Source organism: Flavobacterium sp. JP2137, from assembly GCF_050562195.1.
Taxonomy (GTDB): domain Bacteria; phylum Bacteroidota; class Bacteroidia; order Flavobacteriales; family Flavobacteriaceae; genus Flavobacterium.
Map to the genome: position 1 here is coordinate 1,376,452 of NZ_CP191647.1, position 15,947 is coordinate 1,392,398.

A 15,947-nucleotide genomic window follows, 5' to 3' on the forward strand; every position below is an offset into this window, starting at 1 on the left:
TTATTATTAATTTAAACTAATTAGAGAAAAATGGCAGGAGGAAAACAAACCCCTAGGCAAAAGATGATCAACTTGATGTATTTGGTTTTCATCGCAATGATGGCGCTAAGTATATCACCGGAAGTTTTGTCTGCGTTTGGGATGATGAACGAAAAATTTGAATTCGCAAATAAAGCGGCTCAAGACAATAATGATTTGTTGTTGCAGGCCTTGGATATTAAAGCATCGGATGATCCTACGAGATTTGCCGAGCCCAGTAAAAAAGCCAAAGCAGTTGATGCGATTTCAAAAAACTTTTTTAACTATATCGAATCATTAAAAACCGCTATCAAAGAACCCGTTAAGAGAAAAGAAGACGGTGGATTGCCTTATGAGGCCATGGATAAAGGGGAAGTAGTGGATTCGGAGTGGTTTATAGGAGATAGTTATTCTAAAAAAGGAGAAGAAATTATCAATACGATCACCAAGTATAAAGCCGATATGAAAGCGGTAGTAGGTGACGACGTAAAATATTTACCGATACTTCAAGATTTGGAGAGCCGTTTCAACTTGGCCGATGTGACCGATAGCGAAAAGGTGGTAAAACCCTATTTGACGTATCACTTTCAAAAGTTCCCAGCTGTAGCGACTTTAACCAAGTTGACAGCCATGCAAAACGATGTGAGAGTAATCGAACATGAACTCATCAATGCGTTCATGGGTAATACTTTAACACAAGCAGCTTCGATGAAAAATTACAAAGCTATTGTGATTTCAGAAAAATCCGCTTATTTTGCAGGAGAGAGCTTTAAGGGTAAAGTAGTCTTAGGTCGTTATGACAAATCTACGGTACCGACAAAAGTGGTGGTAAACGGAAGCCAAATCAATTTGGCAAACGCTTTGGAAGATGGACAGGTAAACTTGTCTTTTGGAACGGGTAATGTTGGTGAACACAAGATTACAGGTACGTTTTCATTTATGGAAGACGGAAAGGAAATTCCAATTGAAATCGACGGTAATTATGTAGTGGTTCCAAAACCGAACTCTGCAACGATTTCTGCCGATAAAATGAATGTGGTGTATAGAGGTGTAGCCAACCCAATGACGATTTCCTTTGCGGGAATCTCTGCGGACAAGGTGAGCGCATCGGCACCCGGATTGAGAAAAGGAGCTAAAGCCGATCAATATATCATGAATCCAGGTGCTGGTCGCGAAGTCGTAATTAACGTTACGGGTACACTACCTGATGGATCTAAGGTTTCTGATAGAAAGACATTTAGAATTAAAGGAATTCCAGCCCCAAGAGGTACGGTACGTGGTGAATACACCGCTAAAGGACCAAAATCTAACTTAGAAATTGTTAGTATTGGAGCAAAATTAGAAGATTTTGATTTCGATCTTAAATTGACAGTTACAGGGTTTGTTTTACAAGTTCCCGGTCAACCATCTGTGGTTGTTCAAGGAAATCGTATGAACGATAGAGCTAGATCCGCTATTCAAAAAGCGCGAACTGGTGATGTAGTTGTCATTTCGGACATCAAAGTTCGTCTAGAAGGAGCTGATAATTATATGTTGCCAAAATCGGCACCTTGTACATTCGAGATTAATTAATTTCGAGAATATAAAAAGAAAACAAATACAATATGAACTGGAAAAAATTATCATCATTCGTCGCATTTTGTGTGATTTCTGTAACTGGATACGGACAGGCGAACTTGCTTAACGCAAGAACGGCTGAGGAGATTGGATTGAAATCTTTTGCTGATATTATTGTGGACAGTGAAGGCCCAATTCCTTACGGATATGTCTCTGACCGCGATATATTATTTGGCAAAAAGGTATGGGAAGTGATCTCTCTAGATGAGAAAATGAACCTGCCTTACTATTATCCTGTTGATGAATCTTCGGTTGGCCGAAAGTCGATGTATGAAGTGCTAATCGATGGTATCAAATCTGGTGAAATTACAGAAGTTTATGATGGTAGTGATTTCACGAGAAAACGTACTTTAAAGGATTTAGAGACTTCGTTTACCAAAGTAGATACCATGGACGTGGGACGTGAATATTATAACGCAGGGGAAAAAATTCCTGACGAATATATAGTAACGGAAGAGTTAAAACCGCGCCACGTCAAAGAATATCGCATCGTAGGTATGTGGTATTTTGACCGAACTCAAGGCGAATTAAAATACCGTTTATTAGGTATTTGTCCTGTAGTTCCGGATATCTATACCATGGGATCGGACAACGAAAACTTTGTAGAATTGTTCTGGGTATTCTTCCCAGATGCTAGAGATGTTTTACACAGAAACTACGCCTTCAATGAGAGAAACCCGATGCGTTCAATCAATTTTGATCACATGCTGAACTCTCGTAGATTTAGTGCGAGTATCTACAAAACCGATAATATGTACGGAGATCGTCGTATAGACGAATACGTTAAAGACAATTCGATGATGCAATTGCTTGAAGCAGAACGCATCAAAGAATCGATTAGAAACTTGGAAGATGATATGTGGAATTACTAATTTCACGTGTTATTACTATAAAAAAACTCTTATCTCTATAGATAAGAGTTTTTTATTTTTTTAAAAATTTCGAACATGGTGGACTATATTATTGTCGGATCGGGACTGGCGGGCATTTGCTTTGCGGAAACGGTCTTAAACGCGGGAAAAACGATTTTGGTTATCGATAGCGAAGGACGCTCATCGTCGCAGGTTGCAGGGGGAATGTACAATCCGGTGGTGCTCAAACGCTTTACAGAGGTGTGGAAGGTGCGCGAACAACTCGATTTGGCACGACCCTTTTTTGAGGGATTGGAACTAAAACTGGGCGTAAAGCTCGATCATCAGCTGCCCTTGTTGCGCCGATTGATGTCTGTGGAAGAACAAAACAACTGGTTTGAAGCCTCGGACAAACCCAATTTGAGTGGGTATCTATCTTCGCAGTTGGTAAAAAATGAGAATCCAGGGGTAATTGCACCTTTTTCTTTTGGCGAGGTCTTGGAAACCGGCTATGTCGATACCGCTTTGTTGATTAACCGTTATCGCGCCTATTTAGCCGAAAATGAATGGTATCGCTGCGAGCGCTTTGACTATGATGCACTTCGCTTTACGGACGAGGAAGTGGTGTACAAGGAAATCGCCGCTCGACATATTGTTTTTGCCGAGGGATTTGGCATGCTCGACAATCCTTTTTTTAGCGGTTTACCGCTTGATGGTACCAAAGGGGAACTCTTAGTCGTGCGAATTCCCGATTTAAAGTTTGAGGAAATACTAAAGGCGGGAGTGTTTTTAATTCCCATCGGTGACGACCTGTATAAGGTCGGTGCCACCTACGATTGGAACGACAAAACCGATTCGATCACCCAAAAGGGCAAAGAAGAATTGATCGACGGGTTGAGAAGTGTGGTCAATCTGGAGTTCGAAGTAGTCGACCACATCGCGGGAGTACGGCCAACGGTTAAGGACCGACGCCCCTTGGTGGGCAGTGCAGTCGAAAGCGACCGCATTCACATACTGAATGGGTTAGGAACTCGTGGGGTGCTCTTAGGCCCTTTTCTGGCACAAAGTTTGTACCGAAATATCGAGTTTGACGAAGCTTTGGATCCTCATATTTCCATAGCGCGTTACCGATCGAAAAAGGCGTAAAAAGGAATGCATTGATATTGCGAAATTTAGACTAATTTTGCAGCGCTTAATTTTTGAAAGAAAAGAGCAGTCAAATAATATAAATGCTTACGAGTTAAGCTTCTAATTGAAAATATAATACATGTTAAATATACATAATCTATCGGTTTCTTTTTCGGGAACGTATTTGTTTGAAAACGTAACGTTCCGCTTAGGTGCTGGAGATAGAGTGGGGTTGGTAGGGAAGAATGGAGCGGGAAAATCGACCATGCTCAAAATTTTATCGCGAGAGGTAGAACCCGATACCGGTAGCATCGCTACGGAAAAGGAGCTGTCGATCGGCTTCCTAAAGCAGGATATCGATTTTGTGTTGGGAAGAACGGTGTTGGACGAAGCCTATCAGGCTTTTGTCGATATTAAAATAGTCGAAAATCAATTGGAATCCGTCAATGAACAATTGGTAACCCGTACCGACTACGAATCGGAAGGTTATTCGGAATTAATTGAACAATTGAGCGATTTAACGCACCGCTTTGAAATTATCGGTGGGTATAATTATATCGGAGAGACGGAAAAAGTATTGTTGGGTCTGGGTTTTCGAAGAGAGGATTTCGACAAACTGACCGATACGTTTTCCGGTGGATGGAGAATGCGAATCGAATTGGCCAAGCTGTTGTTGCAAAACAATGATGTACTCTTACTCGATGAGCCGACCAACCACTTGGATATTGAAAGTATCATTTGGTTGGAGCAGTTTTTGAGAAGTTATCCCGGTGCTGTGGCTATCGTATCGCACGATAAGATGTTTTTGGACAACGTGACCAATAGAACTATAGAGATTTCTCTAGGTAAAATATACGATTTCAACAAGCCGTATTCCGAGTATTTGGAATTGCGTCAGGAGTTGCGCGAAAAGCAATTGGCCACCCAAAAGAATCAAGCCAAAAAGATTGAGGAGACCGAAAAGCTCATCGAGAAATTTAGGGCTAAGGCCTCTAAAGCTTCTATGGCGCAGTCACTGATCAAGAAACTGGACAAGGTAGAGCGCATCGAAGTGGATGAAGACGATAATTCTGTGATGAATATTTCGTTTCCCGTGAGCGTAGTGCCGGGTAGAGTGGTTTTGGAAATTGAAGGAGTGACGAAGCGCTTTGGCGATAAAACGGTGTTTAAAGACATTTCTTTATTGGTAGAACGCGGGTCAAAAATTGCCTTTGTAGGTCAGAACGGACAGGGAAAATCGACTTTGATCAAAGCGATTGTCGACGAGTTTGAATACGAGGGAAATATCAAATTGGGACACAATGTTCAAATCGGATACTTTGCGCAAAATCAAGCGGACCATCTCGATGGCGAGAAGACATTGCTCGATACCATGTTGGAAGCGGCAACGGATTCCAATCGCGCCAAAGTACGCGATATGTTGGGGTCTTTCCTGTTTCGCGGCGATGTGGTAGAGAAAAAGGTAAAAGTGCTTTCTGGAGGCGAGCGAAACCGCTTGGCCCTGTGTAAAATGCTCTTACAGCCGATCAACGTCTTGTTGATGGATGAGCCGACGAATCACTTGGATATTAAGTCTAAAAACGTTTTAAAGACGGCTTTAAAGAACTTTGAAGGAACTTTGATACTGGTTTCCCACGACAGGGATTTTCTTCAGGGAATGTCCAATCTAGTGTATGAGTTCAAAGATCAGGCGATACGCGAATATTTGGGAGATATCAATTACTTCTTGGAACAGCGCAATTTGCAAAATATGCGCGAAGTAGAAAAGAAAGCCGCAGTGCCCAAAGCCTCGAGAAAAGTCGAGAAAGTGGTGGAAGCGCTCTCTTATGACGACCAGAAGAAGCAAAAGACCCTGCAAAATCGGTTGAGTAAAATTGAAAGCCAAGTACAGGAACTCGAGAAAAAAATTGAAAAAGACGACGCTAAACTGGCTGTTGATTACGAAAAGCTGATGCAGAATGAGTCTTTCTTCAAGGAGTACGAAGCGAAAAAGAAAAACCTCGATACTTTAATGGAAGACTGGGAACTGGTTCAAGAAGAACTGGAAACCTTAAAATAACGAAAAACGACTGGCTTAATTCGCTTGAATTAAACTTGTTTTTTGGACAGTGTCATAAAAAAACGCTTATAACAGGATTTAAAAATCGGTTATAAGCGTTTTTAGTTTTTTTATTGGATATTCCACTCTATACTGCACCACGAATCCGTTAAAGTGCACCACTTATTCCATCAAAGTATACCATTAATTCCGACAAAGTGCACCACTTATTCCGACAAAGTATACCACTTATTCCGTTAAAGTGCACCAGTAGTGTTAGTTTTTTTATCAATAAACAACTGACATTCCGGCATATAGTGCACCACTTATTCCAAATCAAAGTACACCACTGAAGAGTATAAAATATTAATTAAGCTAATTTAGGATATGTTTTTAACCCTAACATTATTCTAAATATGGCTAATAAAACTCTTCCTATGCACAAAATAAAGCAAGTACTGTTGTTTTTAGACAGAGGCGTTTCACAAAGAAATATAGCTCTGCAAACAGGTATAAATCGTCGAACTATAGCGTCCTATTTAGAGCTAGCACAACAAACTAATTATTCATTAGCAGAGCTAGTATCTATGGAAGATAGTGATTTAGCTCAATGTTTAGTTTTAATAGAAAAAGACTCCATTTTAGATAATCAGCGTAGAATTCATTTAGAATCTGTATATTCTTATTTTTTGATAGAATTGAAAAAAATAGGTGTTACTAAATATTTGTTATGGCAAGAGTATATTCTAGAAAATCCTGAAGGCTTTAAATACTCTCGTTTTTGTGAAATTCTGAGTGAGTTTTCAAAGATAAAAGGAGCTACATTAAGCGTTAACCATGAGCCAGGGGAATTAATTGAAGTAGACTTTGCGGGAGACAAATTAACTTATATAGATAGATCTACTGGAGAAATAATATCTTGTCCTGTATTGGTAATGATTCTACCATTTAGTGGATTAGCCTATGTAGAAGCTCTTGTAGATGCAACTGTACCACAAATAATAAAAGCCTTGAATAATGGACTGGCTAGCTTTGGAGGAACTTCAAAATCCATTATCTCTGATAATATGAAACAGTGGGTTAAGAAGGTAAATCGCTATGAACCAGAGTTTAATGAAACACTAGTGCAATGGGCTAATCACAACAACATAAATCTATTAGCTGCAAGACCCTATCAACCAAAAGATAAGGCTTCCGTGGAGAATATGGTTAAAATTACCTACAGACGGGTGTATGCTAAACTCAGAAATGAAGAGTTCTATTCTTTAAAATCTTTGAATAAGAGTATACTTGAAAAAATAAAAGATCACCATTTACTCAACTTTCAAAAGAAAACTTTTAGTCGTCAAGAATTATTTGAAACACAAGAAAAACAAACTTTACAAGTACTCCCATTAACTCCTTATGTGTCTAAAAACTATACTCAAGCAAAAGTTCAAAAGAATTACCATATAGTACTGGGAAAAGATTGGCATTACTATAGTGTTCCTTATCGTTATATAGGCAAACAAGTGCGAATCATCTACTGTACGGACTATGTTGAAATCTATTTTGGCAATGAACGAATTGCAGCACATATAAGAAATTATTCAAAGAACCACTTTACTACAGAGCTTTCCCATCGCCCAAATAATCATCAAGCGTTCTTAGAAAGCCAAACTTGGGATGCGAATCACTATTTAAAAGTAGCTTCTGAATATGGTTCAAATACAGCATTGTATTTTCAAAAAGTTTTAGATAGCAAACCTAATGTTGATCATACTTATCAAATTTGCTTAGGTATCCTGCGTTTAGCTAAATCCCATCCACAACGCATTGAAAAAGCTTGCACAAGAGCTTTAATAGGAGTGCGTTTCAATTATAGCGTGCTAAAAAACATCCTTGATAATAACATGGATATGATAGAAGACGCTGAAATAGAGTTTAAGAAAATACCTGAACACGAAAACCTACGTGGAGCAGAAGCATATAAATAAAACCTTTTTAAATATATAATATTATGAACACAGACAAAACAGTAGAACAACTGAAAAATCTACGACTTACAGCTATGGCTAATCGTTACCAAGCAGCTTGTCAACTACCGATTCACGAGCAACAAAACATTCATGAACTATTAGCTAATATGGCACAGGCTGAAATAGAATATAGGGAGGAAACTAAAACCAAGAGGCTTTTAAAAGCAAGTAAATTGCGTTATAATGCTTTACCTGAACAGATCATATGCAATGAAGAGCGCGGACTTACAAGAGAACAAGTATTAAGACTTTCTGATACCCTTTTTTTAGAAAAATCTGAAAACATACTCATTACAGGTGCTACGGGGTGTGGTAAAAGCTTCTTAGCTTGTGCTATAGGCAGATCGGCTTGTATGTTAGGTTACAAAACAGCCTATTTTAGTATGAGTAACTTCATCGAGAACTTAGCTCAGACAAGATTAGATGGTACTTACCTTAAATGGATTAAGTATATCTCTAATCAACACCTATTAATCCTTGACGATTTTGGACTCAAACCTTTAACTCCAGATGCTAGATTAACTCTGCTTGATATACTTGAAGATCGCTATGGAAAGAGCTGTACAATAATAACTTCTCAACTACCTATTGAGAATTGGTACAACTTTATTGATGAGCCAACTTTAGCTGATGCGATACTTGACAGATTGACAGCTTCTGCACATCGATTAACTTTAAAAGGAAAATCTCTAAGAACAAGAAAAATTTAGTAAATTTGATAATATCAGTGAAGTACATGATTATTTATAAGAGGTAGTCTAACTGGTGTACTTTGTCGGAATGGTGGTGCACTTTCACCGGAATATACATTTTATCCCAAGTGTTTTTGATTGACACGTTTTATGAGATCCTGCCGGATAAATATTTCCACTTGGCTTATCTTTTCTAAAATATCCTGGATTTTATCCTTTGTTTCTTCTGTAATGAGGAGTTCTTGGATACCCGCGTGAGGCTGGCAGCAGCGGAGGAATTGCTTCGGATGTTTTTTTGGTGGAATTTAATTTGATACGCGCTCTTCGTTTTTTGAGATGTTTTTATAAGAAAATAAGCTGGAATGAAATTAAAATACAATATCATTCTTGTTTTTTAAGTAAAAATATTGAATAAAAAAAGGCCATCTCGAGTTATGAGACAGCCTTGCTTAGTAGCCCCAACCGAACAAATCTCGAAACATTTTCTTGAAGATTTGGAATGCTTGGAAGTATTAAATACGAAAAGTTTAGGTACATAAAAACACGTTATTGCAAAGCAACTGTTTAGAGGATTGTTCTTTTTTATAGTTATCTCAAATCATAAACACTTGAAAGAAACATGTTCAAATTCTCAAACATCTCATCAATACTGTCGTAAACTTTCCAGGTAGCGTCCACATAATTATTCGAAATAGCATTAGGCTGTATTCCCAAATCCGTTAACGCTTTATGAAGTCTTGTTTTTGAATCATTAGTTTTATGAGCATCTAACTGTCTGATACTATTCATAGCCGATAATTCTACTAATGCGTTAAATTTTTTAATTTCTAAAACTCTCTCTACAAGGGTTTCTTTATTATCCACTGGTTGTAAACCACTTTCGTCTGAAATTTTCAGATAAGCTATAATCAATTCAAGCAATTTTATACTTCTGAATTCTTTAGTTATTGAAACGGGAAATTCTAACATATTTACAATCTTGCGTAAAGGTTTTTCTTGAAGATTTTCCCCTACCAAAATGTATAGCTTTTTACATCTGGATATAAATTGTTCTTTGGAAAAAGATTTTAAATCTACGTGTTGAGCAATAGCATTGAATTCGGGGAATTCTGACCATCCTGTATATTCAATATGTTCTTCATCTAAACCAATTAAGTCTTTTGCTGAATAATTAAGTTCGAATAAGTGATTAAATAAACCTGTAAATATTCGTCCAAACAAAAAGAACTTCCTAGTCAAACGTTCTGCTTTTTCAACAATATTCTCGCCTTCAATAATTTCGGATGGGTGAATCGAAAATTTATTCCAAAAATCAATTACTGTGTACCTATTACCCTCGTACAGTTTTTTGATATTAATTTTAATAGCATTCTTTCCAACACGATCACAATGTGTTACTGCCCATTGATTTCTATAGCTGACACTTCCAGATAAAGGATGAACTTCATAATCTTCATCTGCTTCATAGACTGCCAGTATTTTATCAGAAACATATACATGCTCAAATGGAATTTCATGTCTTGCTCGCCACTCTGTCACTAACCCATCAATTCCTCTCCAACAATGTCCTGTAACTGTTTCTTCCTTCTCATTTTGGACACTATTTTCTAAAAGAACTTTGAAACCATTTATTTCTATACGGACTATATTTTCTTTATGTTCAAATTTGCTTATCCTTATTTCGAACTGTTTAAATTCTTCTATAAAGTATTGCTTGTTTTTAAGTAGTCTAGAAATTTCTTCATCTATTTCGATATCTTTTTTTATGGTGAATACCTGTACAGCGACTTTCTTTCTAAACTCTAAATAAGTTTTTAAATAATCTTTTTTAACTTTTACATAAGCCTCTGAATGGACTATAAATTCATATTCAGAAAGAGGTTTAATTTTTACTACATCGTATTCAGGTTCTTTTAAATCATCCCATAAAATCTCATCCACTAATAGACGTGGTGATAATTTAAAGGCACTTAAAAAGCCTTGGTCAATCATGAATGTCGTGTGATTACCAGAACACCAGGAAACCACCAAAGGTTCTACTTTATTTAATCCTGAAGATTTTGAAAGATATAATGAGAATAAGGGTTTGTATTCATAATCTTCTCTATAGTAGGCTCCTGGTAGATTTACGTATGGATTAACATGTGATGATTTTATTTTATTAATTAGGCTTGGCGAAACTAAAGCGGTATTGACATCAATGGTTTCCTTCAATTCGTTCTTATCAATTGTTTTTAATTCAGCAACGGTAATATGTTCTCCATCTGTTTGAATGTCCAACAGATTTCCGACTAGTTTATATATGATTTGATTTTTGTCCATTTAAAACTTATCAAAAATTGTATTTCGATGGTACTCTAAAGCAATTTGACTAATTTCATGTTTTACAGGTTTTGAAATTACTCTTCCGGAAATCTCATTCAACCAATTTTGAGTTTGTAAACTCAATGCATCTAATTTTGATGCAATGATTACTTCATATTTTTCATTAAGTGTAAAATATCCCTTGTCAAATAAACTATCGTATAAGGTAGAAAGACAGAGACCATTATGAGGTGATAATCTTGTATCAATTTTAGTTGACCAAGGAATAATATGGCTTGCTACTAATAAATCATTTTCTGTAACTCTTGTTAGACAACATTTATAGTTAAAATTTTCTAACACCTTTTTTCGGAAAGTGGATTGCTTAATTCTTATTTGTATTTCTCTTTTTGCATTTTCTATTGCATAGTCATTTAGATTATCTTTTTGTAAAATAGGTTTACTATAATCTATCTGAGGTAAACTAAAAAACTCAGAAATATTCCTCTCAATGTTAGAATTTCTTATTCTTAGTATATGATTTCGAATATCTCCAACCCATCTTTGCCGTTTTCCTTCAAGAAAGTACAAGTTTTTCTCTATCAAAAGATCCTGTATTGCTGCAAATGGCATAATATAGAAATCCCCTTCATCATTTTCACTGCCAAATAGTATAATACTAAAGTTTGAATCAAACTGAGTTCTATAATTACTGAGTTTCTTTTGTGATATTCCGAACCAATAATTTGAAGTAGTATCAGCTTTCAGAACATAGTTTGATATCTCTAATTGTTCTCTATTTCCTTTTACCCAATTCATACTGAGATACCAAAATTTACCATTAGAAAATCTCCCACAACTTGTCTAGCCATACCAACATACTCTTCTTCTGGATTTAAAAACTTTTTTAATCCCTCCATCTCTCTTTTTAAGATTCGTTCAAAGTAAAATTTCTTTGTTGTGTCTGGAGATCCAATAGTATCATTATAATTTTCAGTGGCTTCTTTCACTCTTTGTATTTGTGCCTGTATCTCAATAAGTTTCTTTTCCCGAGATTGGACAAGATACATTCTCTGTAAAACATAGATGTCTATTGATTTTTTAGCCTTGACACTTTCGTTTCCATCCTCATCTTTTTTAGGACGAATAACGCCTTCATCACCATATTCTAAATGATCCTCCGGATTATCAATACATGGATTTAGCAGGAGCCTATATGGTTCTTCATCTTTAATACCATTAACATTATCATGCTTACGTACATATTTTGTCACATCTGATAGAGGGAATTGGTTCATTTTTCCCATTGTCTTTTTAGTTCCTATCCCGTACATGGAATGGGATAGCTTTTGATTACAGTTTCTACAAGACAACAACAAATTATCCCAATCTGCGGCTAGCCAATAATAACCAGGTTTCTTATGTGGATTAGCTTCTTCAATTTCTCCTTTAGGGCGAAAATGCTCAACATCACCAGAATAAACATGAAGAAATGTACTTTCGCAGTAGGCACACTTCTCTTTAAATAACTTTATTAATGCGTCTTTTACCTCAGTATCTGAATATATTTTAAACTCGAAATTAGTCGTTCCATCAAAAGTAGGAGAAGTGTAATGTTCAATTGCTCTTTCTGTTTCTGTTTTACCCGATCTGTTTTTTTTATCTAATGCAGATGGTTTGGGCACTTCAGATCTATCAACTTTTATCATAATGATCTATTTTTTAGTGTCCATAGTTTTCCATATGCTCTCAACCCGTTTCAGTGCCTCTGCTTTTAATTCCTCTTTGATTTTCGGTCCATCTTCTCTTGTCTTTCGGGCAAGCAATTCATCAATTACATAATAGGTAAGCTCTTCACGTTCTGTATCTCCCAAATGTTTAATCCGAGGTATAATCTGGCTTAGATCTAAAAGACGATTTTTTTGTCCTTCACTTCTGTCTTTTTCTTCCAATGCAAGAATTGCATAATATTCATCAAAAAGTCTTTCAGTTTCAGGATCTATTGTACTTTTTAATCCAAAAAAATCGGAAGTCAATATCTGATCTACTCGTAGTTCACTTGGGTCGGGTAACTCCGTTAACGCTATTACTTCATTTTCTTGATTTTTAGTAAGTACAACAGTTTCTCCAGATCTTAATCCTCTCAGACAAAGTGGTTCATGTGTTGTTACTACAAAACGAATTTTAGGAAAAGCTTTTCTTAAACGTGTAACTACTTCCATTCTCCAACGTGGATGTAAATGAGTACCTATTTCATCAATAAGTACCATTCCTTCTGCTAAATCAAATGTTACATTTTCTCCTGCTAAAGTAGCCATAATGTCAACCGCCAAATAGAAGATTGATCTATAGCCATCACTCAGTTCATCAATTGAAAAAACATCACCATTCCTATTTATTACTGGTTGATTTTTTTGAATACTTATAGTGTCATCATTTTCCAAAAGCATTAAATCTTTTAGAGATATTGCTACTCGGTCAAACGCATCTTTATCTTTCTTGAATAATTTAACTAACCAACTATCAGCATCTATGAGAGAAAATGTATAGTCAAATAGATTTTTGGCTTTAGCTCCGTAAAAATCTCCTTTTTCAGGTTGAATTTTTCCTTCTTTTGGTTTTAAACGTATAGAATTATAAGCTACAATATTAACTATGGGCTGATGCAGTGTAGTTCGAATTTCTGTTTTATTAAAAGTTACCTCTATAGGTCGTATTGCACCTACAAGATGTATTCGAATGAATCCAGTCTTTGCACCATGTTTTAAAAGGTCTTTACCTTTTAGCTCTAAACTTTTTATATATTCATTGCCCGTCAAGCCAATTACAAAAGCTTTCAAAAGTGAACTTTTTCCAACACCATTTTCGCCAAGAAATAATAACCAGGGTTCATTTTCAATAATAGAATCAGAATTATGATTAAATTCTAATTCTAAAGAAGAGAAGCATTTAAAGTTTTTCAATTCTATTTTTTCAACATATATATGCTTTATGTCATCTATGTTTAAGTTTTGACTAATTTCTTCTTTATCTTCAAAACTTAATTCAACTTTATTAGCAAATTTTTCTATATCCTCTTCTAAAAAATTCAAGGGTTTCCCTTTTAGAATTTCAGATTCTTGAAATATTTTAAAATCCCGGTTATTCAAATAATCATTTATACCTGCCTCTTTAAATAATTTAGTGAGTATTTGTCTTTGAATAGCTAAATATGGTTTACTCGAATCATTACTAAAAATATTCCCCCAAGATTTCACCATTTTATTAATGGACTTCATGTTTTTTTCAGGAGTAGAAAACAACGTAGAAAAATGTTCCCACTCTCTTTTAAGCTCTTGTATAATTTTTTTTCGAGCTCTTACTAACTCAATCCTATTCAGTTTAATAATTTCGATGGTTATTTTTCCCATAGGAGTAAGAAAATCAACTTCACCTTCTTCATTGTAAATTATATGTTCTTGGGGCTTATCTATACATGGATCTACCAACAGAGCCTTTTCATGATATATCACTTCTTTGTAAGGTGTATTTAATGGTATTCTTTTCCCCTCAACTGGAAACCATGTAGATTTATATTGATTACAGTGAGAACAACTTAAGTAAATATTATTCCAATCATAGGTTAACCACCAATAATGATCTGTTGAAAACTCCTTGTCCAATCCTCTGGCTCCTCCTTTGGGACGGAAATGATCATATGCAGGCCGTCCTTCAAAAATTTGTACATGTGACTCACAATATGCACATTTATCGTTAAATACATGTCGTAGTGCTTCGAGAAATTTATCTCTCAACTCTATTTGAAAGGGTTGTGAGTATTTTTGCTGAGACCTGCTCTCTTTTGATTTTAAATAGAACTCTTCCAGTCTTTTTTTTGCTATTTCAACTTCCTTTGAATAAAAGACTTCAGGTACAGGAATACTATTTCTTTCTACGTAAATCATTTTGTATGTTTTTTAGCAAATTTTTCCAGGATACTCGAGCTAGGATGACTAGATAATGAAATGAGCTTATTAGCTAAAGCTACTGGGACGATTGAATTATCATACATATCGCATCTTAGCTTTTCTATATTCCATAGTATCGTGTCCAAATTTATAAAATCAGCTTTTTGTGGATTCAGTACTACGTTTTCATCTTCTACAGGAAGCGTAATTACATATACTTTCTCATCTCTTGACTTAAAGATAATTTTAGAACTATAGTATGAGGTACCTGCATAAGGCTGTGGATTGTCAGAATCCCCTGGTAAAATATAGGAATAAATGTGTTTATTGTTGAGCAATAAAGCTTCTCCCGGTTCTAATAGATTTTTGATTTCATCCGCATGTTCTACAAATGCTCCTGATTTTTCTAAACCGGCTAAAAAAAGATTATGATATTTAAATAAATAATTGCATAATTTCCGAACGTGTTTATGCATATTAGCTGTTTGTCCAAAGAATGCTAATGGACCATCTTTAATAAAGAAAAATTTATCCAGCAATTTAGGTTGGGTTTCTTTGATATATTTGATTGTATGTATAATGTTTATCTGCTCGATTAAGTTAACAACGTAGCCGAGAATTCCACCTGCTCCGAGTTCGTCATCAATTACTTCATGTAATCTGAAACAGTCTGTCAGATATAATATTCCATTACATTCTGGGCAGTTAGTAGTGTATTCGCTGTTGAAATTTGCACGTAAAATATCTTGATTTTTTTCTTCACAATGAGGACAAGTGGTTAGGTTAAAACTATCCACAGGTTGATCAAACAAATTAAAGATTAGCCAATGTGTTGTAGAAAGTAAATTATTCTTTTCATCTCCTTTCTTTTTAAAGTATTCATAAATTGTACGACGAACAGAATGAGTTAAGGTTATATTGCTATTATACGAAACGTTTTTTGTCGGAAGCACTAATTTGCTCCTTTCTAAGTCTTTAAGTGCTGACATCGATTCCCTAGAAATAAACGGCATTTCAGAAATGTTATTTAAATCTTCTGTATTTAGGAAAATCTCTCCAAATTGGAAAAATGTTATAAGCGAAGAAGGGAATGTTTTCTTTACCGGAATAGTAGAGTAACCACCATCCATTGCTATAATATGTTCAATTGGATTTTCATCCGGATATTGAACTTGAATGACAAGAGACCTATCCAATTCTACTTCTTCGGCGGATTTTGGATATTCGCAATTTTCCAAAAACGTCCTAACCTCTTCATCATTTATAATAAATGAATGAGATGATTTACTGGCTAACTCATCAGGACGTTTACCTGTTCTGCTACTGTATGCCAT

General features: G+C 35.7%; 11 protein-coding genes. 6 read left to right on the plus strand and 5 right to left on the minus strand.

Translation table 11 applies throughout. From position 1 onward, the window contains the following. Positions 1 to 30: 30 nt before the first annotated feature. The 6 genes from gldM (at position 31) to istB (ending at position 8,380) form a co-directional block, all read left to right on the plus strand. The gene (gldM, locus tag ACQZ43_RS06020; protein WP_430615058.1) at positions 31 to 1,590 is read left to right on the plus strand and encodes a gliding motility protein GldM; all 1,560 of its coding nucleotides are present in this window, start codon (positions 31 to 33) and stop codon (positions 1,588 to 1,590) included. 32 nt (positions 1,591 to 1,622) lie between these two features. After that, positions 1,623 to 2,507, plus strand: coding sequence for a gliding motility protein GldN (gldN, locus tag ACQZ43_RS06025; RefSeq protein ID WP_430615059.1), 885 nt, complete (start codon positions 1,623 to 1,625; stop codon positions 2,505 to 2,507). A 75-nt stretch (positions 2,508 to 2,582) separates the two neighbouring features. Continuing rightward, positions 2,583 to 3,632: an NAD(P)/FAD-dependent oxidoreductase gene (locus ACQZ43_RS06030; RefSeq protein WP_430615060.1), complete on the plus strand. Its 1,050-nt coding sequence runs from the start codon at positions 2,583 to 2,585 to the stop codon at positions 3,630 to 3,632. 121 nt (positions 3,633 to 3,753) lie between these two features. Then, a complete protein-coding gene (locus ACQZ43_RS06035) occupies positions 3,754 to 5,673 on the plus strand; it encodes an ABC-F family ATP-binding cassette domain-containing protein (RefSeq protein ID WP_430615062.1) in 1,920 nt (639 codons plus the stop codon). A 395-nt stretch (positions 5,674 to 6,068) separates the two neighbouring features. Further along, complete coding sequence (gene istA / locus ACQZ43_RS06040; protein WP_430614454.1) at positions 6,069 to 7,628, plus strand: IS21 family transposase; 1,560 nt, start codon at positions 6,069 to 6,071, stop codon at positions 7,626 to 7,628. Positions 7,629 to 7,651: 23 nt separating this feature from the next. Beyond that, a complete protein-coding gene (istB, locus tag ACQZ43_RS06045) occupies positions 7,652 to 8,380 on the plus strand; it encodes an IS21-like element helper ATPase IstB (RefSeq protein ID WP_430613386.1) in 729 nt (242 codons plus the stop codon). 570 nt (positions 8,381 to 8,950) lie between these two features. On the opposite strand, the gene ACQZ43_RS06050 is transcribed toward istB, so the two are convergent. Genes ACQZ43_RS06050 through ACQZ43_RS06070 form a run of 5 tightly spaced genes read right to left on the minus strand, consistent with a single transcriptional unit; the run spans position 8,951 to position 15,947 of the window. Next, positions 8,951 to 10,684, minus strand: a complete 1,734-nt coding sequence (locus tag ACQZ43_RS06050) for a hypothetical protein (protein ID WP_430615063.1) — start codon at positions 10,682 to 10,684, stop codon at positions 8,951 to 8,953. Then, a complete protein-coding gene (locus ACQZ43_RS06055; protein ID WP_430615064.1) occupies positions 10,685 to 11,485 on the minus strand; it encodes an HNH endonuclease in 801 nt (266 codons plus the stop codon). Further along, positions 11,482 to 12,375: a hypothetical protein gene (locus ACQZ43_RS06060; protein WP_430615065.1), complete on the minus strand. Its 894-nt coding sequence runs from the start codon at positions 12,373 to 12,375 to the stop codon at positions 11,482 to 11,484. The genes ACQZ43_RS06055 and ACQZ43_RS06060 overlap by 4 nt, the downstream gene beginning before the upstream one ends. 6 nt (positions 12,376 to 12,381) lie before the next feature. Beyond that, the gene (locus ACQZ43_RS06065; RefSeq protein WP_430615066.1) at positions 12,382 to 14,610 is read right to left on the minus strand and encodes an AAA family ATPase; all 2,229 of its coding nucleotides are present in this window, start codon (positions 14,608 to 14,610) and stop codon (positions 12,382 to 12,384) included. Beyond that, positions 14,607 to 15,947, minus strand: a complete 1,341-nt coding sequence (locus ACQZ43_RS06070; RefSeq protein WP_430615067.1) for a DNA double-strand break repair nuclease NurA — start codon at positions 15,945 to 15,947, stop codon at positions 14,607 to 14,609. The genes ACQZ43_RS06065 and ACQZ43_RS06070 overlap by 4 nt, the downstream gene beginning before the upstream one ends.